General features: G+C 67.1%; 26 protein-coding genes. 13 read left to right on the top strand and 13 right to left on the bottom strand.

Annotated elements, in window-relative coordinates; genetic code table 11:
* The 8 genes from G8346_RS12855 to mgtE form a co-directional block, all read left to right on the top strand.
* Positions 1-972 (top strand): hypothetical protein (locus G8346_RS12855; RefSeq protein ID WP_206202722.1); only part of this gene is annotated, 972 nt, incomplete at its 5' end.
* Positions 973-1,311: 339 nt separating this feature from the next.
* Positions 1,312-2,460: an RHS repeat-associated core domain-containing protein gene (locus tag G8346_RS12850; protein ID WP_166051854.1), complete on the top strand. Its 1,149-nt coding sequence runs from the start codon at positions 1,312-1,314 to the stop codon at positions 2,458-2,460.
* Between the two features lie 42 nt (positions 2,461-2,502).
* The gene (locus tag G8346_RS12845; RefSeq protein WP_166051851.1) at positions 2,503-2,943 is read left to right on the top strand and encodes a hypothetical protein; all 441 of its coding nucleotides are present in this window, start codon (positions 2,503-2,505) and stop codon (positions 2,941-2,943) included.
* Positions 2,944-3,236: 293 nt separating this feature from the next.
* Positions 3,237-5,396 carry a DNA helicase II gene (gene uvrD / locus G8346_RS12840; RefSeq protein ID WP_166051849.1) on the top strand — a complete coding sequence of 720 codons (2,160 nt, stop codon included), beginning with the start codon at positions 3,237-3,239 and terminating at the stop codon, positions 5,394-5,396.
* A gap of 35 nt (positions 5,397-5,431) precedes the next feature.
* Positions 5,432-6,844: a Trk system potassium transporter TrkA gene (trkA, locus tag G8346_RS12835; RefSeq protein WP_166051847.1), complete on the top strand. Its 1,413-nt coding sequence runs from the start codon at positions 5,432-5,434 to the stop codon at positions 6,842-6,844.
* A 75-nt stretch (positions 6,845-6,919) separates the two neighbouring features.
* Positions 6,920-8,389 (top strand): TrkH family potassium uptake protein, encoded by a 1,470-nt coding sequence (locus G8346_RS12830; RefSeq protein WP_206202761.1) that lies wholly within the window; start codon positions 6,920-6,922, stop codon positions 8,387-8,389.
* Entirely contained in the window at positions 8,389-8,715 is a 327-nt protein-coding gene (locus G8346_RS12825) for a tetratricopeptide repeat protein (RefSeq protein WP_166051843.1), read from the top strand. Before G8346_RS12830 ends, G8346_RS12825 begins: the two co-directional genes overlap by 1 nt.
* Positions 8,712-10,094, top strand: a complete 1,383-nt coding sequence (mgtE, locus tag G8346_RS12820) for a magnesium transporter (protein WP_370520640.1) — start codon at positions 8,712-8,714, stop codon at positions 10,092-10,094. Before G8346_RS12825 ends, mgtE begins: the two co-directional genes overlap by 4 nt.
* A gap of 25 nt (positions 10,095-10,119) precedes the next feature.
* On the opposite strand, the gene G8346_RS12815 is transcribed toward mgtE, so the two are convergent.
* On the bottom strand, positions 10,120-11,115 hold the full coding sequence (locus tag G8346_RS12815) for a glycosyltransferase family 1 protein (protein ID WP_166051841.1): 996 nt from the start codon (positions 11,113-11,115) through the stop codon (positions 10,120-10,122).
* Positions 11,112-11,909 (bottom strand): UDP-2,3-diacylglucosamine diphosphatase, encoded by a 798-nt coding sequence (locus G8346_RS12810; RefSeq protein WP_166051839.1) that lies wholly within the window; start codon positions 11,907-11,909, stop codon positions 11,112-11,114. Before G8346_RS12810 ends, G8346_RS12815 begins: the two co-directional genes overlap by 4 nt.
* A 276-nt stretch (positions 11,910-12,185) precedes the next feature.
* Between G8346_RS12810 and dtd the strand changes: the two genes are divergently transcribed.
* From dtd to tatC, 4 genes are read left to right on the top strand one after another with little or no spacing between them, the layout of a single operon-like run.
* Positions 12,186-12,653 carry a D-aminoacyl-tRNA deacylase gene (gene dtd / locus G8346_RS12805; RefSeq protein ID WP_166051837.1) on the top strand — a complete coding sequence of 156 codons (468 nt, stop codon included), beginning with the start codon at positions 12,186-12,188 and terminating at the stop codon, positions 12,651-12,653.
* Positions 12,654-12,712: 59 nt separating this feature from the next.
* A complete protein-coding gene (tatA, locus tag G8346_RS12800; protein ID WP_166051835.1) occupies positions 12,713-12,955 on the top strand; it encodes a Sec-independent protein translocase subunit TatA in 243 nt (80 codons plus the stop codon).
* A 5-nt stretch (positions 12,956-12,960) separates the two neighbouring features.
* Positions 12,961-13,317, top strand: a complete 357-nt coding sequence (gene tatB, locus G8346_RS12795) for a Sec-independent protein translocase protein TatB (RefSeq protein ID WP_166051833.1) — start codon at positions 12,961-12,963, stop codon at positions 13,315-13,317.
* Positions 13,295-14,065 (top strand): twin-arginine translocase subunit TatC, encoded by a 771-nt coding sequence (gene tatC, locus G8346_RS12790; RefSeq protein WP_166051831.1) that lies wholly within the window; start codon positions 13,295-13,297, stop codon positions 14,063-14,065. The genes tatB and tatC overlap by 23 nt, the downstream gene beginning before the upstream one ends.
* Here tatC and G8346_RS12785 read toward each other — a convergent pair.
* The 3 genes from G8346_RS12785 to G8346_RS12775 are packed head-to-tail and all read right to left on the bottom strand — an operon-like array spanning position 14,062 to position 18,821.
* On the bottom strand, positions 14,062-14,364 hold the full coding sequence (locus tag G8346_RS12785) for a DUF1244 domain-containing protein (protein WP_166051960.1): 303 nt from the start codon (positions 14,362-14,364) through the stop codon (positions 14,062-14,064). The two genes, tatC and G8346_RS12785, sit on opposite strands and share 4 nt — an antisense overlap.
* A gap of 31 nt (positions 14,365-14,395) precedes the next feature.
* Entirely contained in the window at positions 14,396-17,323 is a 2,928-nt protein-coding gene (locus tag G8346_RS12780; protein ID WP_166051829.1) for a pitrilysin family protein, read from the bottom strand.
* Positions 17,324-17,351: 28 nt separating this feature from the next.
* Entirely contained in the window at positions 17,352-18,821 is a 1,470-nt protein-coding gene (locus G8346_RS12775) for a peptide MFS transporter (protein WP_166051827.1), read from the bottom strand.
* Positions 18,822-18,963: 142 nt separating this feature from the next.
* Here G8346_RS12775 and G8346_RS12770 point away from each other — a divergent pair, with 142 nt between their 5' ends.
* Positions 18,964-19,875, top strand: coding sequence for an EamA family transporter (locus tag G8346_RS12770; RefSeq protein ID WP_166051825.1), 912 nt, complete (start codon positions 18,964-18,966; stop codon positions 19,873-19,875).
* Between the two features lie 31 nt (positions 19,876-19,906).
* On the opposite strand, the gene G8346_RS12765 is transcribed toward G8346_RS12770, so the two are convergent.
* The 8 genes from G8346_RS12765 to G8346_RS12730 are packed head-to-tail and all read right to left on the bottom strand — an operon-like array spanning position 19,907 to position 25,821.
* Positions 19,907-20,284, bottom strand: a complete 378-nt coding sequence (locus G8346_RS12765; protein WP_166051822.1) for a phage holin family protein — start codon at positions 20,282-20,284, stop codon at positions 19,907-19,909.
* Between the two features lie 10 nt (positions 20,285-20,294).
* Positions 20,295-20,987 carry a VC0807 family protein gene (locus G8346_RS12760; RefSeq protein ID WP_166051821.1) on the bottom strand — a complete coding sequence of 231 codons (693 nt, stop codon included), beginning with the start codon at positions 20,985-20,987 and terminating at the stop codon, positions 20,295-20,297.
* A gap of 4 nt (positions 20,988-20,991) precedes the next feature.
* The gene (locus G8346_RS12755; RefSeq protein WP_166051819.1) at positions 20,992-21,294 is read right to left on the bottom strand and encodes an encapsulin-associated ferritin-like protein; all 303 of its coding nucleotides are present in this window, start codon (positions 21,292-21,294) and stop codon (positions 20,992-20,994) included.
* Positions 21,295-21,319: 25 nt separating this feature from the next.
* Complete coding sequence (gene ppk2 / locus G8346_RS12750; protein ID WP_166051816.1) at positions 21,320-22,228, bottom strand: polyphosphate kinase 2; 909 nt, start codon at positions 22,226-22,228, stop codon at positions 21,320-21,322.
* 44 nt (positions 22,229-22,272) lie between these two features.
* On the bottom strand, positions 22,273-22,989 hold the full coding sequence (locus G8346_RS12745; RefSeq protein ID WP_166051814.1) for a 2-phosphosulfolactate phosphatase: 717 nt from the start codon (positions 22,987-22,989) through the stop codon (positions 22,273-22,275).
* A 29-nt stretch (positions 22,990-23,018) separates the two neighbouring features.
* Positions 23,019-23,471, bottom strand: a complete 453-nt coding sequence (locus G8346_RS12740; RefSeq protein ID WP_166051812.1) for a DUF2214 family protein — start codon at positions 23,469-23,471, stop codon at positions 23,019-23,021.
* A 38-nt stretch (positions 23,472-23,509) separates the two neighbouring features.
* Entirely contained in the window at positions 23,510-24,595 is a 1,086-nt protein-coding gene (locus tag G8346_RS12735) for a diguanylate cyclase (RefSeq protein ID WP_166051810.1), read from the bottom strand.
* Complete coding sequence (locus tag G8346_RS12730; RefSeq protein ID WP_166051808.1) at positions 24,595-25,821, bottom strand: S41 family peptidase; 1,227 nt, start codon at positions 25,819-25,821, stop codon at positions 24,595-24,597. Before G8346_RS12730 ends, G8346_RS12735 begins: the two co-directional genes overlap by 1 nt.
* Positions 25,822-25,872: the final 51 nt, after the last annotated feature.

Here is a 25,872-nt window from a genome sequence, read left to right as displayed (position 1 = left end):
TTCAACCGCTACGCCTACGTCGGCAACAACCCGCTTTCCTATACCGACCCGAGCGGGTATTTTCTGAAGAAGCTGATGAAGGTGGCCGGGATCGGACTCAACTTCGTCCCCGGCTTCCAGGGTTGGAGCACTGCGTTCATGCGCGGCTTCGTGACGGGCTTTCTCGTCAGTGGCGGAGATGCAAAGGTAGCGATGTTGGGCGGGATCGGTGGCGCCGCCTTCGGCAAGCTGGGCAAGCTGGACTGGGGCGTGGAGAAGATCATCGGCCATGGCCTGGTCGGTGGCGCGATGAGTACGGCCGGCGGAGGGCGCTTCGGGGACGGGTTCCTTGGTGCGGCAGCGGCGCAAGGATTCGCCGGGACCGTTGACCGGATCGGCCTTCAGCCTGACGGCCAGATCTCAACCGACCCGGGGCAACAGTTCGCCCGCGTGGCCGCAGCGGCCGCCATCGGCGGTACGGTCTCGACCCTCGGGGGCGGCAAGTTCGCCAACGGGGCCAAGACGTTCGGGTTCGTTCGACTGTTCAAGGAAATGCCCGCCCTCTATCGCCGCGTCGTTAGATACGACCTCGACATCAGCCCTGGCGCAGAGCCAGTGGAGAAGGGTTTCGAGGGTCGGCCAGTCCAAGGCGCCAACAACATTGGCGTGCAACGCCCCTGGAAGTATGACGCCGATGGCGAACGAAGAATCGGGTTCTTCGAGGAGGGCGGCCGACTGTCAAACGTCGCGAATCGGATCCCCGGCGTCAATGCTGTGGCGGGAGTACATGACGTGTTTCAGGTATCAATGGGCACTTCAATCTCGCGGGATGTCTTCAATGTGCCCGGCATGGCCGTAGCGGCAGCGGTTACCTACCCTGGATTCCTTGGCCAACTCTTCAATAGTGCCCCGGCAGACGTTTACCTCCCGGCACAACTCGGTCGAAGGAATGGCAAGGGCGGATCGACGTGGGTGCCTATTGGTGGATTCTAAAGCGCGCAAAGTCTTTGTCTGCGTGATGGTCCTAGTGGGCTTGGCGGCATGCTCCTGGTTTGTATCCTGGGAGGATGCCGCCGAAGGTGGCGTGGGCCGGCACATTCAGTCTTTGATCGAGCTGGACGGGCCACCTACCGCGATAATTCAGCTGCCCAACGGGTACAAGGAGTATCGCTACGATTTTCGAAAGATCGATCCATCTTGCGTTCATTTCTGGCTTGTGGATCCGAACGGTATTGTCGTCGATTATCGCTATGAGGGTCGCTGTCGGCCTATTGGTTAGGAGTTCCGAGCAAGCGCCGCCCGGCGGACACCTGGCAGACCCCGACCCCCGGGGTGTTCATCGCCGCCATCAGCCTGACCCGGGGATTCACGGGCCACGAGCACCTGGACCAGGTCGGCCTGATCCACATGGGCGGGCGGGTCTACGACCCGGAGATCGGGCGGTTCCTGTCCCCCGACCCCTTCGTCCAGTTCCCGGCCTCCACCCAGGGCTTCAACCGCTACGCCTACGTCGGCAACAACCCGCTTTCCTATACCGACCCGAGCGGGTATTTTCTGAAGAAGCTGATGAAGGTGGCCGGGATCGGGATGAACTTCGTCCCGGGGCTGCAGTTGCCCAACGCCTTCCTGCACGGCTTCGTCAGTGGCTTTCTGGCCAGCGAGGGCAACGTCAAGGCCGGCATGATGGGGATGATGAGTGCCGGTATCGCCGGGGAGATCGGGGGCATCAAGGACCTGAGCAATTTTCAGCGTTCGGCCCTGCACGGCATCACCCAGGGGGCAATCTCCGCGGCCGGCGGCGGGCGTTTCGGGGACGGGGCGCTGGGGGCGTTCTCGGGCAGCTTGCTGTCGTTCATCCCGGAAGCGGTGGCCGGCCCTTACGGCAGCGGCGGGGAGTGGGCGAAGATCGGGCGGATGACGGCGGCGGCCGTGGTCGGTGGCACCGCCTCCGCGCTCGGCGGTGGCAAGTTCGCCAATGGGGCCTGGTCAGCGGCGTTCGTCAGTCGGTTTAATCATGACGGCTCCCGATGGGACACTTCGGTGGAACAGGTTCCTGACTCAGTTTCGCGTCATCTGGAAGAATCCCACGAGGTAGTAGGCTCCTTTGCCGATACGCGTCATGTTCCGCTCATGGACAGTCTCGGTGTAGGGGAGCTTCCAGGTGTGCGCTTGCCCGGTATCCGAATCGGCCTCGGCGTCGTAGTGACCGCAGCGAACACGTTGTATTTCTCCGACTACGAAGTGACGTACCGTATCCACAAGACCACGGTCGTCGAAGTGACGAAGACCCATACGATGCTACGAAGCCGATCAACTGGCAGAGTCACGTACCTTGGCCCGATCGAATCGAGGCGCATAGTTTCAGTGAGCATCCATAACGTCGTCAGTCAAACACGTTACCTTGGTTGGTCCGGTGTTGGCCGAGTAGCACCAAGCAAGATAACGACCCCACAGTGTCTGGCATACGGGGCTCGTTGCTGAATGAAGCGCTTTTTTCGAATTCTTTTGGTCCTGATCGGGCTCTTGACCTTCATCGTTGTTGCCTCGCTCTTTATTAGGGTAGGCGAGCACGAAGAAGCCCAGGCTACAAATGACCTGTTGGCCATACCTGTACCTGCTTGGTGTCTCCAGGAAATCGAACAGTTTTCCAACGAGGTGCTCCAGGACGTTCAATCTAGACTTGTGCACGTGGAGAACGGAGGAACGAGGTATCCCTTTGTGGGAGCCGTGCTGCTGATCAGGCCCTATGGCGAGAAGCCGGATGTGCCGCTTTTGGCTTTCGAGGCACTCCAGCGACACTGCGGAATCGAAGAGGAATTCACTTTCTCCGGTGCAGACGGATGGAGAGCGATGTGGGGTTTCCTGGCGGATGAGCCGAATTCCAAGAGGCGGTTCATCCTTGAGGTCGACGGGCCAAGGAACTCGGTCCGTGTTGTCCCGTTGCCTAGTGCTGACGCTGAGTAAGTGAACCCCTGACCCGCGTTTTCACCGGTCACGAGCGCCTCGACCAGGTCGGGCTGATCCACATGGGCGGACGGGTCTACGACCCGGAGCTGGGGCGGCTCCCGCTGGCCGGAGTGCGCCCGACCGCCGGGCCTGGCACCGGCGAAGCGGCTGGGTATGACAGGGTCCTGCGAGCGGCATCAGAATTCCAAGTGAGCAGGGCCCTGTCATGGCCAGCCGCGGACCGGCTCCCAGGCCGCGGCGACCGCGGTCGCGACGCGGCCGGCAGACCCGGCCGGGTACAATGTCCGGCCATGGACATCACCCCCATCCTCGACCCCCTGAACGACGCCCAGCGCGAGGCCGTCACCGCCCCGGCCGATGCGCCGGTGCTGGTGCTGGCGGGGGCCGGCAGCGGCAAGACGCGGGTGCTGGTGCACCGGATTGCCTGGCTGGTGCAGGTCGAGGGCGTGTCGCCCTGGGGCGTGCTGGCGGTGACCTTCACCAACAAGGCCGCCGGCGAGATGCGGGCGCGCATCGAGCACCTGCTCGGCATGCCGGCCGCCAACCTGTGGGTCGGCACGTTTCACGGCCTGGCGCACCGCCTGGTGCGGCTGCACTGGCGGGAGGCGAAGCTGCCGCAGACCTTCACCGTGCTCGACTCCGAGGACCAGCTGCGCCTCATCCGGCGCATGCTGAAGAGCATGGAGCTGGACGAGAACCGCTGGGTGCCGCGCGAGGTGCAGTGGTTCATCAACGCGCGCAAGGACGAAGGGTTGCGGGCCGCCCACCTGGATGCGGGCGACGACCCCAACCGGCGCATGTTCATTCGCCTCTACGAGGCCTACCAGGCGCAGTGCGAGCAGAGCGGGCTGGTGGACTTCGCGGAGCTACTGCTGCGCGCCTACGAGCTGTGGCAGAACGACCCGCAGCTGCTCGACCACTACCGGCGCCGCTTCCGCCACATCCTGGTGGACGAGTTCCAGGACACCAACGCCATACAGTACGCGTGGCTGAAGCTGCTCGCGGGAAGCGAGGGCAAGCCCTTCATCGTCGGCGACGACGACCAGAGCATCTACGGCTGGCGTGGCGCGAAGGTGGAACACATCCGCCGTTTCCGCAAGGACTTTCCCGGCACGAAAATGGTGCGGCTGGAGCAGAACTACCGCTCCACCGGCAACATCCTCAACGCCGCGAATGCGCTCATCGCCCACAACCGCGAACGGCTCGGCAAGAAGCTGTGGACCGAGGGGCGCGAGGGCGACCCGATCCGCCTCTATGCCGCCTACAACGAGCGCGACGAGGCCGAGTTCGTGGTCGGGCGCATCCGCAGCCTGCTGGACCAGGGGACCGCGGCCAACGAGATCGCGGTGCTGTACCGCTCCAATGCCCAGTCGCGCGTGTTTGAAGAGGCGCTGATACAGTCGCGCATACCGTACCGCGTCTACGGGGGCCTGCGCTTCTTCGAGCGCATGGAAATCAAGGATGCGCTGGCCTACCTGCGCCTCATGGCCAACCGCGACGACGACTCGGCCTTCGAGCGCATCGTCAACCTGCCGACGCGGGGCATCGGCGCCAAGACCCTGGAGGCATTGCGTGATTATGCCCGCGCCAACGCGACCTCGATGTGGCGCGCCTCCGGGGCGCTGGTCACGGACGGCCTGCCGGCCCGGGCGGCCCAGTGCCTGCGCGCCTTCCTGGAGCTCATCGAGCGACTGGACCGGGACACGCGTGCGCTCGAGCTGCACGAGCAGGTCGACCACGTCATCCAGGCCAGCGGCCTGATCGCGCATCACGGCAAGGAGAAGGGCGAGCGCGGCGAGGCGCGGGTGGAAAACCTGGAAGAGCTGGTCAGCGCCGCGCGCGGCTTCGAGCCGGAGCCGGACTCGGAAATGCGGCCGGTGGACGAGTTCCTGGCGCATGCCGCGCTGGAAGCCGGCGAGAACCAGGGCGGCGCCTGGGAGGCCTGCGTGCAGCTCATGACCCTGCACTCGGCCAAGGGGCTGGAGTTCCCGGTGGTGTTCCTCGCCGGCCTGGAGGACGGCCTGTTCCCGCACAAGCGCAGCCTGCTCGATGCCGACGGCCTGGAGGAAGAACGCCGGCTGGCCTATGTCGGCACCACACGCGCCATGCGCGAGCTGTACCTGAGCTACGCTGAGCAGCGCCGCCTGCACGGCGTCGACAACTACGGCATCCCCTCGCGCTTCATCGGCGAGCTGCCGCCCGAGCTGGTGGAAGAGATCCGGCCCGCGGCGCGCATTTCGCGGCCCGTGGCGACGTCCAGTGGCAGCCGGTTCCGCGAGGAGGCGCCGGGGGGTATCCGCCTCGGCCAGCGCGTGCGCCACAACCAGTTCGGCGAGGGGGTGGTGCTCAACCACGAGGGCCACGGCAGCCATGCCCGGGTCCAGGTGAACTTCGAGAACGCCGGGGCCAAGTGGCTGGTACTGGCCTACGCGCGCCTGGAACTGATGTAACATCGGCTCCGCCGCCCAGGCCGGAAAAGAAACATATGAAGATTCTCATCCTCGGCGCGGGCACGGTCGGCTCCACCGCCGCCGAGTCGCTCTCCGACGAAAACGAGATCACGGTGGTCGACCTCAACGGCCGGCTGCTGACCGAGCTGCAGGATCGCCTCGACATCCGCACGGTGCAGGGGCACGCCTCGCACCCGCGCGTGCTCGAGAAGGCCGGCGCGGCCGACGCCGACATCCTGGTGGCGCTCACGGACAGCGACGAGACCAACATGGTCGCGTGCCAGATCGCCTACAGCCTGTACCGCACGCCGGTGCGCATCGCGCGCATCCGCGCGGCCGAGTACACCTCGCGCCAGGAGCTGTTCGGACCGAAGACCATCCCCGTGGACACCATCATCAGTCCCGAGCAGCTGGTCACCGAGCACATCGAGCAGCTGATCCACTACCCGGGCGCGCACCAGGTGCTGGACTTCGCCGACGGCAAGGTGCGCCTGGTGGGCTTGAAAGCCAAGGCCGGCGGTCCCCTGATCGGGCAGGAGCTGCGCGAACTGCGTCGGCACATCCCGCACACCGACGCGCGCGTGGCGGCGATCTACCGCCAGAGCAGCATCCCGCCGGTGGGCAACGAGGAACCGATCTACGAGACCATCCTGCCGGAAGGCGACACCGTCATCCGCGAGAACGACCTGGTGTTCTTCCTCGCCGCGCGCAAGGACATTCGCGTCATGATGAGCGAGCTGCTCAAGCTCGAGCACCCGGCGCGCAGCATCATCATCGCCGGCGGCGGCCACATCGGCTTCGAGCTGGCGCGGCGGCTGGAGAACACCAACCGCGTCAAGGTCATCGAGCGCGACTACGACCGCGCCCGCTACATCTCCGAGCGCCTCAAGCATGCCGTGGTGCTGACCGGGGACGCGGTGGACGAAAAGCTGCTGCAGGAAGAGAACATCGACAAGGTGGACGTGTTCTGCGCCCTCACCAGCGCAGAAGAGGCCAACATTCTTTCGTCCTTCCTTGCCAAGCGCATGGGCGCCTCGCGCGTCATCGCGCTGATCAACCGGCCCTCCTACGCCAAGCTCGTGGAGAACCAGTACGTCGACATCGCCGTCTCGCCGCAGGAAATCACGCTCAGCGCGCTGCTCGCCAAGGTGCGCGGCATGCGGCTCGATGTGGGCCAGGTGCACGCGCTGCGCAGCGGCACCGCCGAGGCCATCGAAGCCGTGGCCCACGGCGACAGCAAGACCTCCCGCGTCGTGGGCAAGCGGGTGGACCAGGTGCCGCTGCCGCCGGGCGCCACCATCGGCGCCATCGTGCGCGAGAGCGACGTGCTCATGGCCCACCACGACACGGAGATCCTGCGCGAAGACCACGTCATCCTGTTCCTCACCGACCGCAGCCAGATCCCCGCCGTGGAGAAGCTGTTCCAGGTGAGCGTGACCTATACCTGAAGCGGCGCCCGCCCTGTGAACGGCCTCGTCGTCCTGCGCATCATCGGCCTGTTGCTGGCCCTGTTCAGCCTCACCATGCTGCCGCCGGCAGTGGTGGCCTGGATCTACGGCGACGGCGGCGGACTGGCGTTCCTCGAGGCTTTCTTCATCATCCTCCTGGCCGGCCTGTTGCTCTATCTGCCCCTGCGCCACCAGCGGGCTGAACTGCGCATCCGCGACGGCTTCCTGGTCGTCGCAGGCTTCTGGGTGGTGCTGGGCTTTGCCGGCGCCGTGCCGCTGCTGCTGGTCGACAACCCGGCCATGAGCTTCACGGACGCGGTGTTCGAGGCCGTGTCCGGATTCACCACCACAGGGGCGACCGTCCTCAGCGGCCTCGACACCCTGCCGCACTCGATCCTGTGGTACCGCCAGCAGACGCACTGGTTCGGCGGCATGGGCATCATCGTGCTGGCCGTGGCCATCCTGCCCGTGCTCGGCGTCGGCGGCATGCAGCTCTACCGCGCCGAGACTCCGGGGCCGATGAAAGACACCAAGCTGACGCCCCGCATCACCGAAACCGCGAAGGCGCTGTGGATCACCTACGTGCTGCTCACCGCCATCTGCGCCGTGGCCTACAACCTGGCGGGCATGGAGTGGTTCGACGCCATAGGGCACGCCTTCAGCACCATTGCGACTGCCGGGTTCTCGACCCACGACGCCAGCTTCGGCCACTACAACAGCCCGCTGCTCGAGTGGCTAGGCGCCCTGTTCATGCTGCTGGGTGCCACCAGTTTTGCATTGCATTTTTACGCCATGCGGCGGGTGATACCCGACATCCGGTTCCAGGTGCAGGGCGGTCGACCCCATTTCGAATGGCCGCACCGGCGTCGGGTTTCCTGGTCGGAGGCGATCAACGGTTACCTGCAGGACCCGGAATTCCGCGCTTTCCTGGTGATCCAGGCTGGCCTGATCGCCACCATCGCCGGCTACCTCGCCTGGAAGGGACATCACACGCCAGGAGAGTCGCTCACCAAGGCCGTGTTCCAGTCGGTCTCCGTGGGCACGACGACCGGATTCGCGTCTGCAGACTTCTCCGTATGGCCCGGAGCACTGCCGGTGCTGCTGATCCTGGCCAGCTTCATCGGCGGCTGTGCCGGATCCACCTCCGGGGGCATGAAAGTCTTGCGCTGGCTGCTGATCGTCAAGCAGGGCTGGCGCGAACTGGCGCGGCTGCTGCATCCGAGCGCGGTGATCACCATCCGCCTCGGCGACCGCGGCGTGCCCAGCCGCGTCACGGAAGCGATCTGGGGCTTCTTCTCGGTCTACGTGGTGGTGTTCTGCATACTCATGGCGACCATGATGTTCATCGGGCTGGACCAGGTCACCGCCTTTTCCGCCGTGGCCGCCACGCTCAACAACCTGGGTCCCGGCCTCGGGGAGGTGAGCGCCACCTTCGCGTCGGTGCCTGACGCAGCCAAGTGGGTGGGCGTGCTCGCGATGATCCTCGGGCGCCTCGAGATCTTCACGCTGCTGGTGCTGTTGACACCGGAGTTCTGGCGGCGCTGATGCGGGCGGCACTGGAGAAACTGCTGGCGGCCGGGCGCGACGACGCACTGTTGCGCTTCTCTCTCGGCAACGCCTGCCTGCAAGAGCGGGATACAGCCGCAGCCACCGGGCACCTGCGCCGCGCTGTGGAGCACGATCCCGCCTATTCGGCGGCCTGGAAGCTGCTCGGCAAGGCGCTGGACGAGAGCGGCGACCACGCCGGGGCGGCGGCGGCCTGGCGCAGCGGCATCGAGGCAGCCGAGGCGCGCGGCGACGTGCAGGCGGCAAAGGAAATGCAGGTGTTCCTGAAGCGCCTGCAGAAGCGCGCGGGAGACGCGCCGGCGTGACACTCGACCCGGCCACGGCGCCCGGCGGGGAGGCCCACCACGAGGACCTGGTCGGCGCGCTGGGCGCCGCCATCCAGGCCGGTGACGCCGTCGCCCTGCGCGCGGTGGTGGATGGCGAACACCCGGCCGACATCGCCGGCGCGCTGGAAGAGTTCGCGGCGTACCAGGTGTGGGCCGTGCTCGATCTCCTGCCGCTGAAGGCGCAGGCCGACCTGTTCGGCTATTTCGGGCGCGACTTCCAGGTGGAAATGGCGCACCAGGCGTCACGCGCCAAGCTGGCGCGCATCGTCAGCGAGATGAACTCGGACGAGCGCGCCGACCTGTTCAAGGGGCTTTCCGACGAGCAGCAGGACGCGCTGCTGCCGGCGCTGGCGCAAGCCGAGCGCGAAGACATCCGGCGCCTCGCCGGCTACGCGGAAGACACCGCCGGCGCCATCATGAGCTCGGACTATGCCGTGCTCACGGCGTCGCTCTCCGCCGCCCAGGCCATCGAGAAGCTGCGCCACGAGGCGCCGAACAAGGAGACCATCTACCGCGCCTACGTCACGGCGCCCGACCGGCGCTTGCTGGGCGCGGTACGGCTGCGGGACCTGATCCTCGCCAGCCCGAAAATGCTGGTTCGGGACCTGATGGAGGAGGGCCCGCTGTCCGTGCATGTGGACGAGGACCAGGAAGAGGTGGCGCGCAAGATTTCCCGCTACGACGTGCTGGCCCTGCCGGTCGTGGATGCGGAGGGACGGCTGGTCGGCATCGTCACGCACGACGACGCCATGGACGTCATCCAGGAGGAGGCCACGGAGGACTTCCACAAGGTGGGCTCGGTCGGCGACCTGGACTCCAGCGTGCGCGACGCCTCCATCGGGCTGCTGTATCGCAAGCGCATCGCCTGGCTGGTGCTGCTGGTGTTCGGCAACCTGGTCTCCGGCGCCGGCATCCATTACTACGAGGACACCATCGCGTCGGTCGTGGCGCTGGTGTTCTTCCTGCCGCTGTTGATCGGCTCCAGCGGCAACGCCGGCTCGCAGGCAGCGACACTGATGGTGCGCGCGCTGGCGACGGGCGACGTCATGCTGAAGGACTGGGGCCGCATGCTGGGGCGGGAGGTGCTGATCGCCGTGCTGCTCGGACTGACCATGGCGCTGGCGGTGTCGGGCATCGGCTGGTATCGCGGCGGGCCCGGCGTGGCGCTGGCTGTCGCCCTGACCATGGTGCTGGTGGTGATGGTCGGCAGCCTGATCGGCATGTCGCTGCCCTTCATCCTCAGCCGCTTCAAGCTCGACCCGGCGACCGCCAGCGCGCCGCTGGTGACGACGCTGGCGGACGCCTCCGGCGTGTTCATCTACTTCGGCGTGGCGACGGCGATCCTGTTCCCGGGCTGACCCTGCCCGGCGCCGTCCGGCGGCCTCAAGCGCGCTCGAGGTAAGAACAGAACTGTGCCGTGGCCCGTTCCCAGGTATGTTCCAGGGCATGACGCCGGCACGCAGCGCGGTCGAGTTGCAGTGCACCGTCGACCGCCCGCTGCAGGTCGTCGTCCAGCACGCCGCTCTCGCCGGCGCAGACCACGTCGCGCGGGCCCGGCACCGGGTAGGCTGCCACCGGCAACCCGCAGGCCATGGCTTCCAGCAGCACGATGCCGAAGGTGTCGGTGCGGCTCGGAAAGACGAACACGTCGGCGGACGCGAGCCACGTGGCCAGGTCCTCGCCGTATTTCGGACCGACGAAGTTGACCGTCGGCCAGGCCTGGCGGAACGAGTCCAGCGCCGGCCCGCCGCCGACGACCCACTTTGTGCCGGGCGTCTCGAGATGCAGGAAGGCCTCGATGTTCTTTTCCACCGAGACGCGCCCCATGTACATCAGGTGCGGGCCGGGGCCGGGCAGTTCACCCCGCAGCTCGGGGCGGAACAATTCCGTATCGACCCCACGGCCCCACACCACGGGGCTGTGGAAACCGCGCGCGGCCAGCTCTTCCTGCTGCGTACGGGTCGGCACCAGCGTCCGCTCCGCGGCGTCGTGGAACCAGCGCAGCATGCGCCAGGTCCAGTCCACCGGGATCGGCGCGCGCAGGCGCACGTATTCCGGGAAGCGGGTATGGAACGAGCTGGTGAACACCTGGCCGCGCTCGCGGCACCAGCGCCGTCCCGCGAGGCCGATGGGACCTTCCGTGGCGACATGCACCGCGTCGGGCCGGAAGTCGTCCAGCATCCGCTGCACCCGGCGCCACGGCAGCGCCGCGAGCCGGATCTCCGGGTAGGTCGGGCAGGGGAAAGTGCGGAAGGGGATCGGCGTCACGGCCCTGACCGTGTGGCCCGCAGCCTCGAGGCAGCGCGTGGTCTCGCGCAATGTGCGCACCACGCCGTTGGTCTGCGGCAGCCAGGCGTCGGACACCAGGGCGATTTTCATGCCGCGGTCTCCAGCGGCGCCGGCGCCGTCTCCCGGGCGCGCATCTCCGCCCAGTGCAGCAGCTCGAGGCGCCCGTCCCGGTGTTCGGCGAGGGCGGAGCAGCTCTCCACCCAGTCACCGTCGTTGCAATACAGCACATCGCCGACCATGCGCACCTCGGGACGATGGATGTGACCGCACACCAGTCCGTCGACGCCTTCCTGCCGCGCGGCGCGCGCCACGGCCTGCTCGAAGTCGCCGATGTACTGCACGGCGTTTTTGACGCGATGCTTGAGGAAAGCGGCCAGCGACCAGTAGCCGTAGCCGAAAAAGCGGCGCCAGGCGTTCAGGTAGCGGTTCAGCGAGATCAGTGCGTCATAGGCATGGCTGCCAAGGCGCGCCAGCCAGGGACTGCAGCGCACCACGCCGTCGAACTCGTCGCCGTGCAGCACCAGCAGGCGGCGCCCGTCCGCCGTCTGGTGCACGCTGCGGGCGCGGATCTCGACGTTGCCGAATACAGTGTCGAGATGATCGCGAAACAGCTCGTCGTGGTTGCCGGGCACGTAGACCACCCGGGTGCCGTGCCGCGCCATGCCGAGCACGGTGCGCAGGACGTCGTTGTGCTCCTGGGGCCAGTAGAAGCTGCGCTTCAGGCTCCAGAAATCGATGATGTCCCCGACCAGGTACAGCGTTTCGCAACGTACCGAATGGAGGAAATCGAGCAGCATGGCGGCCTGGCAGCCGCGGGAGCCGAGGTGGACGTCGGAAATGAAAAGCGTGCGGTACGACAGTGGACGCAGGGTCTGGACGGACATACATGGCCTCCGGCACTTGCCCGCGGGCACCATCGCCCCGTACCGTTACGGTTTGGTCTCCGGCACGTGACAATCCGGTTGCCGATGTCATTTCCCACTGTGTCGACGATATTAATTGATAAATGGGACTATATCGCCACCTTGGCGTAATTCGTATTGTGATGGGGTTTAACTCCGACATAAGGCGATATAAATCCACTGTCGTGGGAGCGATAGCCAGTTGAAGCCTGACTTTTTCCTTCCTGCCCAGTCGTTCGATTCCCACGAGCGGTCGGGGTGATCGCCCTCATCCAGCGCGTGACGTCGGCCTCGGTACGCGTGGACGGTGCCACGGTGGCCGCCATCGGCCCCGGCCTGCTGGCCCTGGCTGCCGTGGAGCGGGGCGATGACGCGGCGCAGGCGGAGCGGCTCGCCGAACGTATCGTGGGCTACCGCGTGTTCGCGGACGAGACCGGCCGCATGAACCTGTCGCTGGCCGACACCGGCGGCGGGCTGCTCCTGGTGTCGCAGTTCACGCTGGCGGCGGACACCCGCAAGGGCACGCGCCCGAGCTTCACGCCTGCGGCCGAGCCGGCCGAGGGGCGGCGGCTGTTCGACCTGCTCGTGGCGGCGGCCCGCCGGCGCCACGCGGCCGTGCAGACCGGGCGCTTCGGGGACCACATGGAGGTTGCGCTGGTCAATGACGGGCCGGTGACCTTCTGGCTCCGGGCACTTCCGGATGGCAGCAACAGTCATATGAGTTAGCGTATGATTGCCTGCCTTGCGGGCCGCACCGGCCCCACACCGTGCAATCGGAGGATCACATGGGTCTTGGTGGCATCAGCCTCTGGCAATTACTGATCATTCTCTTGATCGTCGTCCTGATCTTCGGCACCAAGCGGCTGAAGAGCATCGGCTCCGACCTCGGCGGTGCCGTCAAGGGTTTCCGCAGCTCGATGCAGGACGGGGAATCCGAGGCGCGCAAGGAGCAGCTCGCCGACCAGAGCAAGGAAGACGCGGACTTCCCCGAGAACAAGGCGAAGGATAAGGACGAGCACAAGGCCTGACGCCGATGTTCGACATCGGTTTCTGGGAACTGTCGCTGATCCTGCTGCTGGCCCTGCTCATCCTGGGGCCCGAGCGGCTGCCCGGCATGGTCAGCACCATCGGCAACTGGGCCGGCCGCGCCAAGTTCATGGCCCGCAGCCTGCGCATGCAGGTGGAACGCGAGCTGGCGCGCGAGGTCGAGGCCAAGCAGGGCAAGCCGGCGGAGCCGCAGAAAGACGCGCCGCCCAAGACCCCGGTGCAGGAAGCCGCCGAGGCCGCGCTGAAGGCCGAGGACGAGGCGCTCGCCGCAGCGCGCGACAAGCAACGCGAGGTCGCCGCCCAGGCGGTGAACGAGGACGATGAGCAGCGCGGACAAAAATAGCGGCCTCGGCGAAGGCACGCTGTTGTCCCACCTGATGGAGCTGCGCAACCGGCTCCTGAAGATGGTGATCACGGTGCTGGTGCTGTTCATCTGCCTCGTGCCCTTCGCCGACACGCTGTTCACGCTGGTGGCCGAACCGCTGATGGCGCGCCTGCCGGAAGGCACCAGCATGATCGCCACGCAGGTGGCCTCGCCGTTCCTGACCCCGTTCAAGCTGTCGCTGGCCATCGCCGTGTTCCTGGCGATGCCGATGCTGCTGTACCAGGGCTGGGCTTTCGTCGCACCGGGCCTTTACAAGCACGAACGGCGGCTGGTGATGCCGCTCATGGTCTCCAGCATCTTCCTGTTCTATGCCGGCGTCGCCTTCGCCTATTTCGTGGTGTTCCCGCTGATGTTCGCCTTCTTCACCGCGGTGGCGCCCACCGGCGTGGCCGTGATGACAGACATCTCCGCCTACCTCGACTTCGTCCTCGCGCTGTTTTTCGCTTTCGGCTTTGCCTTCGAGGTGCCCGTGGCGACGGTGCTGGCGGTGTGGGCCGGCTTCACCACGCCCGCCAAGCTCGGGCAGAAGCGGCCCTACGTGCTGCTCGGCGCCTTCGTGCTCGGCATGCTGCTGACGCCGCCGGACGTCATCTCCCAGACGCTGCTGGCCGTCCCCGTCTACATCCTGTTCGAAGCCGGCATCATCATGGCGCGGGTCATGGTGCCGGGGCACCGCGAAGTCGAGGCACAGCAGCGCGAAAGCTAGGGCGTCGCCTTGCGTTCCGCCGCGGCGAACTTCTCCAGCTTCTCGGGCGTCGCTTCCTGCTGATGCTGCCGCTTGTACTCGCCGTAAGGCATGCCGTAGACGATTTCCCGCGCCTGGTCGTAGTCGAGCTCGACACCGTGCTCGGCTGCGGCCCCCGCGTACCACTTGGAAATGCAGTTGCGGCAGAAGTAGGCGAGGTTCATCAGGTCGAGGTTCTGCACCTCGGGATACTTCTGCAGGTGCTGCAACAGCTTGCGAAAGGCCGCCGCCTCGATCTCGGTGCGGGTGGCCGGATCCATCTCGTGGCTCATCAGGTCGACCTCCTTGCGTTCATTGCGCCGGGCGCCGGAACACGCTGTCGGCCGGGACGATCCGCACCGACTCCGGAGTGAAGCCCAGCGGGAGCACCTCGATCACCTTGTCCTCGGCCAGCAACTCGGCCGGCTTGGGCGAGTTGTAGGTCATCGGCGACGGCGCGTCCTGCACCAGGCGCCGCTTCAGGTCGGCGGCGTCCGGGGTGATGAAGACGAACTTCACGTTCTCGGTGGAGAGATGCTCGCGGATGACACGGTTGACGTCCTCGACCGTCAACCGCGCCAGCTCTGCGCGCACGTAGGCGGTAAAGTCGGGGATACCGTACCAGGCGCTGTCGATGGCATAGCCGAGCAGCGCGGGCTGCGCGCTCACCAGCTGCGCCACCCACTTGTCGAGGAAGGCGCGAGTGGCTTCGAACGCTTCCGCGGACAAGCCCTGGTCGATGAGCTTGTCGAGCTCGTACATGGCGACGCGGGTGGCGAAGTGCGCCGTGTCGTTCCCGGTCAGCGGTCGCAGCCAGACCTGGAAGATCTGTTGCTGGCGATACAGGTTCGGCTCCGGCTGGCTCAGGTACATGCCGCGCGGGAAATACTCGATGTAAGCGTAATCCCCGTAATTCATGCCGCGCTTCTCGCGGATGCGGTCGAACAGGTGCGAGTTCTGGCTGCGATGCTGGCCCAGCCACTGCGTCGCCAGCCACAACGCGGCCCAGTCCGGGTCGCCACGCTTGAGCTCGATGGGGAAGCCGAAGGACACGGCGTGCGCCATGGTGTCCTTCTCGAGGATGAGCGCCTCGTGGCCGGCGATGGCCGGCGCGTCACCCGGCTCGACCCCCGCGGCCGTTCCCTCCGGCAGGCCGGCAAGGTCGCGCCGCAGCCGCGCCGGGAGGTCTTCCGGATAGCCGCCGGCCAGGCCCACGGTGAGATTCGCCGGCGCGTAGTGGGCGGCATAGAAAGCGCGCACGTCGTCCAGCGTCAGCCCCTGCACATCCTCGACCAGGCCCAGCGTCAAGGTGCCGTAGGCATGATCGGGCCCATAAATGAACTGGTACAGGGCCTCCTTGCCGAGCTCTTCGTCGTTGTTCGCCACCAGGTCGGTGACGATGGCGTTGACCAGCTGCGTCTGCAGCCGGCTGAAGTCTTCCTCGCGCCAGCCGGGCGTGAGCAGCTGCTCACTGATGAGCGCGTACCAGCCATCCAGGTTGTCGCGATGCACGGTGCCGCCGAACGTGACCATCTCCTTGCCCACCTGGGCGCCGAAGCCGGCGGCCATGGGATACATCGCGTCCCGGATCTCGTCGATGGGGCGCGCTGCAGAGCCGCCCTCGGCGACCATCATCGCAGTGAGCTGCGCCAGGCCCTTCTTGCCGGGCGGGTCGAGGGCGGCGCCGGCATGGAACACCAGCGACAGGTCCACCAGCGGCGAGCTCTCGCTGCGGCGCTCGACCAGCGTGAAGGCCGCCTCGGCTTCCGCAGCCGCTGCCGCAGCGCTCGCCAACGCGTCCACCGAGGGCGCGCCGGACTCCAGGCCCGCGAGCGCATCGCCCTGGGCGAGCACACCGATGGTGCGCACGTCGTCGCGAAAATGCCGCTCGGCAGCAGCAGACAGGTCGGCCGGCTCGAGCGCCGCAAGTGTCGCGTAGAGCTGGTTGACCGTTTCCACGGTGCGGTCGTACTGCACCACCTCCGCCAGCGCTTCGGCGATGTCGACCGAATTGTCGAGCCCGGCCAGGAAGCCGTAGCGCATGCGGTCCTTGATCCGCTCCAGCTCGGCCGGGGCGATGGTCTCGGTCCGTGCCCGGGCGAAGGTGGCAAGAATCTCGTCGCGCACCGCCTCGGTCGCCGCAGGGTCGGTGATCCGCGCCATCACCCAGAACAGCCCGGGGTCGCGGTTCATGCCCATGAAGGCGAACAGCTGGTCGACCACCTGGCGCTCCAGCACCAGCTTGCGGTAGAGGTCCGAGTTGTCCGAAAAGTAATGCTGCGCCAGCACGCGGATGGCGGCGCTGTCGGGATCGGCCGGTTCGAAACCGGGGCCGCGGAAGGCCACGGCGATCCAGGGCTGGGTCGGGCTGTCCACCGGGATGTACACCGAGGTCGGGCCGCCGCCCGGCGGCTCGACGGGGATCTGCGCCTCGTAGCTGCCGCGCTCCCACGGACCGAAATACTTCTCCACCAGGGCGAAAGTCGGCTCGAACTCGAGGTCGCCCACCAGCACGATGGCGGCCTTCTCCGGCCGGTACCAGCGGTCGAAGAACAGCTTCGAGTACTCGTACTGCTCCGGCATGGCGACGATGTCCGCGAAGAAACCCATGGTCGTGTGCTTGTAGGTGTGCTTCTCGTAATGGGCGTCGCGCACCTGCTCGAACAGCTTGCGGACCGGGTTGGCGCTGTTCTTGATGTACTCGCCCTTCACGGCCAGCGCCTCGGTGCGGAACACGTCCTCGCCGTAGGACAGGTTCATGAAGCGATCGGCCTCGAGCGCGAGGATGGTCTCGAGGTCGGCCCTGGTGAAGTCGATGTGGTAGTTGGTGTAGTCGTCGGTGGTGTAGGCGTTGATGTCGGCGCCCGCGCGCTTCAACGCGGCGTTGTATTCCTCCGGCGTGACGTTCTCGGTGCCGCGGAACATCATGTGCTCGAAGAAATGCGCGAACCCGGTCTTGCCCGGCTCCACCTCGTTGCGCGAACCCGTCTGCACCGGGATCTGCAGGCTGACGATGTCCGGGTAATCCGTCTTCACCACGATGACCTTCAGGCCGTTGGCCAGCTCGCGCTCCTGGCGCGGCAGGTCGAACAGGTCGGCGCTGCCGGCGGCGGGCGCCGGCGCGGCGGCCAGAGCGGCAGTGGCGGCGGTGTCGTCAACACCCGGGGCGGCGCAACCCGCCGCCAGCCAGGCCAAGGCGGCCAGCGTCAGGACCATGGGGGTTCTGCGAATCTTGATCATTGCTCTCTCCCTTGTGCGGGGATGTGCATCACGGCGTGCGGCTCTCCGGCAGCGCCTCGTGGGCGGCGGTCACCGCGACCTCGTCCTCGAGCTGGTCGACGTTCACCTTGCTCTCGGCGCCGTGCATCCAGTCCACCAGCTTGTCGGCGAGGAACCACAGCACCACGCCGGCGATGATCGCCGCCGCGGCCAGGCCGCCGAAAATGCTCATGGCGTTCTCGACCTGCGACTGCGTATCGCCGTGGCCGATGAGCGAGCCGATGAAACCCGCCGCGTAGTTGGCCAGCGCGATGAAGCCGAACCAGGCGCCCATCATCAGCGAGGCCAGGCGCAGCGGCGCCAGCTTGGTGACCATGGACAGGCCGATGGGCGACAGGCACAGCTCGCCCATGGTGTGGAAGAAGTAGGCGCCGACCAGCCACATCATGCTGGTCTTCACCGAGGCGTCGCCGCCCTGTTCCAGCACCGCGCCGACCATGAACAGGAAGCCGACGCCGAGCAGCGCCAGGCCCATGGCGAACTTCACCGGCGAGGTCGGCTCGCGGGAGCCGAGCTTCACCCAGATCGCCGCGATCACCGGCGCGAACACGACGATGAACACCGGGTTCAGGCTCTGGAACCAGGTGGTCGGAATCTCGAAGCCCAGCAGCACGCGGTCGGTGAACTCGTGGGTGTAGATGTTCATCAGGCCGCCGGCCTGCTCGAAGCCCGCCCAGAAGACGATAGTGAACAGGCCGAGCACCAGGATCACCTTGAGCCGGTCGCGTTCTACCGGGGTCAGTGCCACGCGCTCACCCAGGGCACGCGCGTTCTCCCGCCGGTCGCGCTGGGCGGCGGGCTCGATGCCGATGTCGCCGAGCAGCTTGCGCGCCCACACCGCCTGGATGACCAGGGACAGCAGCATGCCGATGCCGGCGCAGACGAAGCCGGCCTGCCAGTTGCCGTCCCACATCGCCACCACGATGCCGACCACGATGCCCGAGAGCGCGGCGCCGACATTGATGCCCATGTAGAAAATGGTGAAAGCGCCGTCGCGGCGGTGGTCGCCCTGCGCATACAGGTCGCCCACCATGGTGGAAATGTTCGGCTTGAACAGGCCGTTGCCGGCGACCAGGGTGGCGATGCCGAGGTAGAAGACCGTGATTTCCATGCCCGGAACCCACGCGTGGGGCGTGCCGAGCAGGAACTGTCCGGCCGCCATGAGCGCGCCGCCCAGCAGGATCGCCTTGCGCTGGCCGAGATAGTTATCGGCCAGCCAGCCGCCGATCAGCGGGGTGATGTAGACCAGGCCGGTGAACCAGGCGTACAGCCTGAGCGCCTCCGCGTTGGTCCAGCCCAGGCCGTGGCCGCCCTCCGCCTGCACCTGGTCGACCAGGTACAGCACCAGGATCGCGCGCATGGCGTAGTAACTGAAGCGCTCCCACAGCTCGGTGCCGAAGAGCAGGAACAGGCCTTTGGGGTGGCCGAGAAAGTCGCCCACGCGCGGAGGTGTATTCATGTTTGCCGGATCCTCTGGTGTTTCGGGACGTCGCACGGGCCAGGGGCGAGGCGGCGAAGCCCGGCATTATAGCGACAGTGGCGGGGCTGCTGTCGTGACCGTCCTGCAGCATTACAATGCGCACTGCCCGCCCGAGGACATCATGGACCCAATCGCTTCCCGCCTGGCCCTGGTCACGGCCTTCGCCGTGGTCTACATCGTCTGGGGCTCGACCTACCTCGCAATCCGCGTCGCCGTGCAGGACCTGCCGCCCGGGCTGCTGGCCGGCGTGCGCTTCATCATCGCGGGGCTGGTGCTGGGCGCGCTGGCCCTGGCGCGCGGCCAGCCGTTGCCGCGCGCACCGTCCGACTGGCGCACCGCCGCGATCGTCGGGGTCGCCTTCATCGTGCTCGGCAACGGCGTCGTCACCTGGGCCGAGCAATGGGTGCCGTCCAACCAGGCGGCCCTGATCATCGCCAGCGGGGCGCTGTTCACGGCGTGGTTCGGCACCTTCGGGAGGCGCGGCGTGCCGTTGAGCACGGCCACGCGCCTGGGCCTGCTGGTGGGCCTGTGCGGCACCGCGCTCATGGTCTGGCCGCAGGGGCCGGTGGGCGACGCACCCGGCGGCGACCTGTTCTGGCCCAAGATCGGGATCGTCCTGTCGACGGTGGCCTGGTCCTGGGCCACGATGTACAGCCGCAATACCGCGGTGACCATGAAGCCGTTGATGTACGTCGCCTGCCAGATGCTCATCGGCGGCGCCGTGCTCACCATGATCGGCCTGCTCAACGGCGAGCTGGCGCGCTGGACCTGGACCCTCGCGGGCATCGGCGGCCTGCTCTACCTGACGGTGTTCGGCTCCTGCATCGCCTACGCCACCTACATGTGGCTGATCAACCAGACCACCCCGGCGCGTCTCGGCACCATCGCCTACGTCAATCCGGCCATTGCCACGGTGCTGGGCTGGTGGCTGCTCGACGAGCAGCTGACGCGCATGCAGCTCGCCGGCATGGCGGTGATCATCGCCAGCGTGGCATGGGTCAGCGTCAGCGCGCGGGTCATCGGCCGGCGCTGAGCGTCAGGCGGTTGCCTCGCGGCGCCGGCCGCTAGTCGCGGCGCACCACCATCACCTCGTAGCGTCCGCTCGGGCCGATGAAGGCCGACGCCAGCCAGCTGAAGAAGCTGACGAAGATGGCGCCGAAAATGGCGCTCCAGAAACCGCTGATGCTGAAACCGCTGAACATCGCCGAGACCAGGCCCAGCATCATGGCGTTGACCACGAGCAGGAACAGCCCGAGCGTCAGGATGGTCAGCGGCAGGGTCAGCAGGATCACGATCGGCCGCACGAATGCATTGACGATGCCGAGCACCAGCGCCGCGCCGAGCACGGTGCCGAAGCCCGCAAGATGCATGCCCGGCACCACCAGGGCCGCGAGCCACAATGAGATGGCGGTGATCAGCATGCGTACCAGGAATCCGTTCATGTTTGCCTCCTCAGGTCTTGAGGATCTGCTCCAGGTCCATGCCCGTCAAGCCGCGGATGCGGCTGAAGAGGTACCACATGGTGATGATCATGATCGCCATGGACGGGATCACGATCACCGGGTAGGAGAGCGCCGTCATGCGGCCCAGCTCCTCGTTGAATGCCGTCGTGCCCGCCGGGCTCCGCACGATGAGCTTGGCGAGCACGAAATTCAGCAGCGATGACAGGAAGAAAGAAGCCGCGAGCATCCATGACGCGTGCACCAGCGTGCGCTCGAAGGCGGGATGGTTGCCGCGCTCCGCCAGCGCCGCGTCGACTTCCGCCACGCGGATGATCTTGTCGTTGTAGAGGAAGGTGCGCACGATCGGGTAGCGCGTGTAGAGCGAAAACAGCACTGCCAGCCCGATCACGCCCGGCACCGCCGCCTCCTTGACCGCAATCCATTTCGGATCCAGCTGCAGCAGGCCGATGCCGCCGGTGAGCAGGATGCTGACGAAGCCGAGCACGGAAATGAAGTTCCACTCGCGGCGGCGGTGGAAGTCCCACACGCCGTAGCCAAGCGGGAAGGCGAGCGCGAGCAGCAGGCCGCCGACCGGGCCCAGCGTTTCCTCTCCCGACAGCTTCATCAGGATGACCGCCGGGATGGCGATGTTGACGCCCAGCGAGAGCAGCGCGCTCTCGCGAGGCTCGGCCGTCGCGCTCAAGTGCTCAGTGGTCCTCGTCTTCGTGGTGCCCGATGGGCCCGGAAGTGAAGAGGCGCTCCTTCAGCTCCTTGGAGAAGAACGGGTCGCGGCGCCGGATCCATTCCAGCACCATGGCCGCGTGTTCCTTTTCCTCGTCGCGGTTGTGCGCGAGGATCTCCTTGAGCTCCTCGTCCTTGCAGGCATCTACCCGCTGGTTGTACCAGTCGACGGCTTCGAGCTCCTCCATCAGGGAGATGATGGCCCGGTGCATGTCCCGCGTCTCGTCGGACAGCTCCTCGACCGGCTCGTGGTAACCCTCGTTAGACATGTCGCCTCCTTGTTGGTGCTCTCTATCAATAAATGATGGGAGTGAAATTCTGCCGCTGCACGTGCGGCCGGCGATGCTCGGGCGCCTTCTCGCGCGGCGGCAGGGACGGCGGGTCCGGCATCACGTCCTCGTAGGGGACGCAGGAGAGGAGGTGGGCGATGCAGTTCAGGCGCGCCCGTCGCTTGTCGTCTGCCGGGACCGTCCACCAAGGCGCCTCCGGGATATCGGAGAACTCCATCATCTCGTCCTTGGCGATCGAGTACTCGCGATACAGTCGCCGTGACTCAAGGTCCATGGGGGAGAGCTTCCAGCGCTTGAGCGGATTATGGATCCGCGCCTGGAAGCGCCGCTCCTGCTCGTCGTCGCTGATCGAGAACCAGTACTTGATCAGGATGGTCCCGGAGCGGACCAGCATGCGCTCGAACTCAGGCACCGCGCGGGCGAACTCCTGGTACTCCTTGTCGCTGCAAAAGCCCATCACGCGCTCGACGAGCGCACGGTTGTACCAGCTGCGGTCGAACAGCACGATCTCGCCGCCACTGGGCAGGTGCGTCACGTAGCGCTGGAAATACCATTGCGTCTGCTCCCGCTCCGTCGGCACCGGCAAGGCCGCGATCCGGCACACGCGCGGGTTCAGCTTCTCGACCACCCGCTTGATGGCCCCGCCCTTGCCGGCCGCATCGCGCCCCTCGAAGATGACGACGACCTTGCGCTTCTCTTGCCGCACCCATTCCTGCAGCTTCACCAGCTCGACCTGCAGCTGGGCGAGTTCGCGCTCGTAGGGACCGTTCTTCAGCTGCCCCTTCGCCGTGTACCAGGCCTCCGGCCGCCCCAGGGGGCGATCGTAGAGGTTGGCTAGGGAGAGGACCGGGCAGACCGCAATGGCCGCGGGTGCCGGGCGGGCCTTTTTCTTCTTCTTGTCTGACTTGCTCATGCTTGCGTCCTTCGGCGCCGTCAGGGGCACGGCGCAGGGCCACACTATAGCGCCACGCGGGGCTCTGCGGCAGCCGCTCGCTCCAGCCAGGGCCGGCCCTCGGGATCGATCACCCGGCGCAGCGCGAAATCCAGCTCCGACAGGCGCAGGCAAACCGCGAAGTCCTCCGGCGGAAACCAGGGCTGCGCCGGGTCGAAGAACTTGGCCCCGCAGGGTTCGCGCCGCAGCGCCGCAGGGATCGGGCTGAAGTCCGGCGATGCGCCGGCCAGGGTGGCGGCAAGGTAGGCCGCACAGGCCTCGTCCTCCGGGGTGCGCTCGGCTGCGCTCCAGCCCATGCACACCAGCGACACCACCTCCGGTTGCCGGGCGCGGATCCAGGCCACGGTGGCAGCCGCGTTGATGAAACTGCCGCTAAGCACCTCGCAGCGGGGGTCGACCGCCAGCAGGCCCTGGACCCCGGCGCTGGTCCGCAGCACCAGCGTGCGGCCGGCGAGATCCGCCCGCAGGATCGCGGCGGGCGAGTTGGAAAAGTCGAAGCCCGGCAAGGGGCGACCGTCCTGCTCCCCGGCGAGCAGCAGCCCGGGGTCCGCCGCCTTCAGCGCAAGCGCTTCCTCCGCGGTGGCGACGAGGCGGATGCGGCGCGCGCCCCGGGCGAAAGCGCAGGGCGCCAGCGTGAAGGCGCGGAACACGTCGATGACCACCACCAGCCCGGCCGCAGCGCGCGCGCCCTCCAGCAGGTGGAGCGTGCGGATCTCCGGCAAGCGGCCTGCGGGCGGCCGGCCCGCGGGGGTCAGGACCAGACGCCTCGCGCCATCATCGCCGCCAGCAGCGGCAGCAGGACCAGGATGAGCAGCTGGATGCGAATGGCCATCAGGACGCGCTTCGCCTCGGCGTCCCCCATCACCGGCGCCTGGCCCGCCTTGAGCTGGCGGCGCCAGCTGAAGAACTTGAAAGCGGGGTAGAGCCAGAGCACGGCCATGAGCACGAACAGCGAGAACTTGGCATGGTAGGCGCCGTTCTGCATGTAGAACAGCACGCCCTTGCCGCCGTGGAACAGCCGTGCCAGCCCGGTCACGAGCACCACCAGCAGGGAGACGCCGTAGATGAGGTCCACCGTGACCAGCTTGCGTGCGATGGCGCGGTCCGGCCGCGGCGTGAACAGCAGGTGCTCCGCCACCAGCGCCGCCGCCAGGAACATGATGCCAAGGTAATGGAACCAGGCGAGAGTCAGCACGCCAGCCATAGTGTGTCTCCTGAGTAGGCGTTGCGGGGAGCGATACCCTAAACCACTTCCGCCTCGGCCGTCAGTTCTTCGCGCTGTTTCTGCTTGCGCTGCTCCTTGTCGCGGTACATCGCGGCATCTGCCGCGGCGATGAGTTCACGCAGAATGTCCGAGTCATCCGGGAAACTGGCCGCGCCGACGCTGACGGAGAGCCGGACCATGTGGCCGCCGACCTCGATGGAGCTGCGCTCGGTGGCGGCGCGGATGCGATGCATCACCCGCAAGGCCTGCTCTGCGTCGGTCTCCGCCAGCAAGGCCACGAACTCGTCCCCGCCGAGGCGGGCCGCGGCGTCCGTGCTGCGGATCAGCCGGGCGATGATGTTGGCGAACAGGATGATCGCCCGGTCGCCGACCTCGTGGCCCCAGGTGTCGTTGATCTGTTTCAGGCCGTTGAGATCCATCATCACGATGGTGTACTGGCGATGATGCCGCAGCGCGCGCTCGTGCTCCTGGCGGTGCAGGCGCGAAAAGGATCGCAGGTTGCACAAGCCGGTCAGCTCGTCCGTCTCCGACAGGATGCGGATGCGTTCTTTCGCGGTCTCGATCTCGTGCGCCAGCACTGCAGTCACGTAGCAGACCAGCAGGAAGGGGGCGAGCGCGATCGCCAGTTCGACCAGTTCGCGCCCCGGCGGAATCTCACCCGGCACGCGCAACAACGCGGCCAGCAGGAAACCGCACACGCTCAGGGTGGTCACCGCGAACGTGGGCCAGCGGCCGAGCGTCAGCGCGGCAATGATCACCGGCGGCAGGTAGAGCATGAGCAGCATGCCGGCCCGCGTCTCGATCGAGAACAGGAACACGGTCACGAACACGATCATGCCGGCCAGCTCGACCAGGATCTTGCGCCGCGTGGGACGACGGAAGCGCGGCAGGAAGCGCAACACCAGGGAGAAGACCACGAAGGCGGCAAAGGCCGCCACCACGAGGTCGGGGCGGAGCAGTTCCGTGCCAGGCGTGAACAGGTACAGCCCCGCCAGGGCCAGCAGCAGCCAGGAACCGTCGGAAGTATTGCGCGCCAGGCCGCGCAACTCGGCCTGCTCGACCTGGACGCCCAGGTCATGGGCGACCCTGCTCAGCAGGCGCACTAGGTCTTCAGCTCCGCGACCACGGGGCGCTTTGCATCGGCGGGGGCGGTGGGGGCGGTGTCGCGGCGCAGCGTCTCCAGCGCCGCGTCGAGCTGCGGGTCGCCGCGGCCGCCGGCGGGCGCGACCACGCGCACGTCCGGCTGGATGCCGGTGCCGTGGATCGAGCGGCCCGAAGGCGTGTAGTAACGCGAGGTCGTGAGCTTGATGGCGCGGCCGTCGGACAGCGGCACGATGCTCTGGACCGAGCCCTTGCCGAAGGTGGTCTCGCCGACGATCACGGCCCGCCCGTGGTCCTGCAGGGCGCCCGCCACGATCTCCGCGGCGGAGGCCGAGCCGCTGTTGACGAGCACGCTCAGGGGCGCGCCCGACAACAGGTCGCCGGGCTGCGCTTCGGCCAGGAACCGGGCCTCGGCGGACTGCCCTTCCGCAGAGAGGATCAGGCCCCGGTCGAGAAAGGCGTCAGCCACCTCCATGGCCGCATCGAGGACGCCCCCGGGATTGTTTCTCATGTCGAGCACGAGCCCCGGCAGGGGTCCGCCGGCCTCGCGCCGCAGCGCCTCGACGACCTCGGCCAGGTCGGCGCCCGTCCCGTCATTGAACTGGCTCAGCCGCACGTAGGCCGCGCCGCTCTCGAGCAGCCGGCCGTGCACGCTCTTGAATTCGATCTCGCGGCGGGTCAGCACGACGGAAAACGGGTCCTGGTCGCCGGGGCGCCGGATGCCGAGCACCACCTGGCTGCCGTGCTCACCACGCATGCGGAAAATGGTGTCCGTGAGGTCCTCGCTGCCGACACCGAGACCGTCGATGGAGAATATGACGTCGCCGGGCTGCAGCCCGGCCGCCGCGGCAGGACCGCCCTCCAGCGGCGTCACGACCACCACCTGGTCGTCGTCGACCCCGATCTCCACGCCGACGCCGGTGTAGCGCCCGCTGGTGCTGGTGCGGATGTCGCGGTATTCGCTGGGGCCGAGGAACGCGGAGTGCGGATCGAGCTCGGCCATGATGCCGCGGATGGCCGCATCCACCAGCACCTGCTGGTCGACGGGGTCGACGTACTCGCGCCGTACCCGGTCCATCACTTCGGCCAGCAGTTCCCCCTCGATCCCTGGTGCCGGACGCTCAGCCGCATGATCCCGACCGCCCAGGCCGGGCGGCAGCAACAGGGCGAGGCCCAGCACCACGCCAAGCCAGACAGCAAGCAGGGCCCTCAGGATCAAAGGCTTCATCGGCCAGTCCGAGCGTTTTCCAGCGGCAGAACATAGCAGAAATCCTGCTCG

The organism is Thioalkalivibrio sp. XN279 (assembly GCF_011089885.1).
Classification (GTDB): domain Bacteria; phylum Pseudomonadota; class Gammaproteobacteria; order Steroidobacterales; family XN24; genus XN24.
This window is presented reverse-complemented; position numbering and strand designations above follow the sequence as displayed.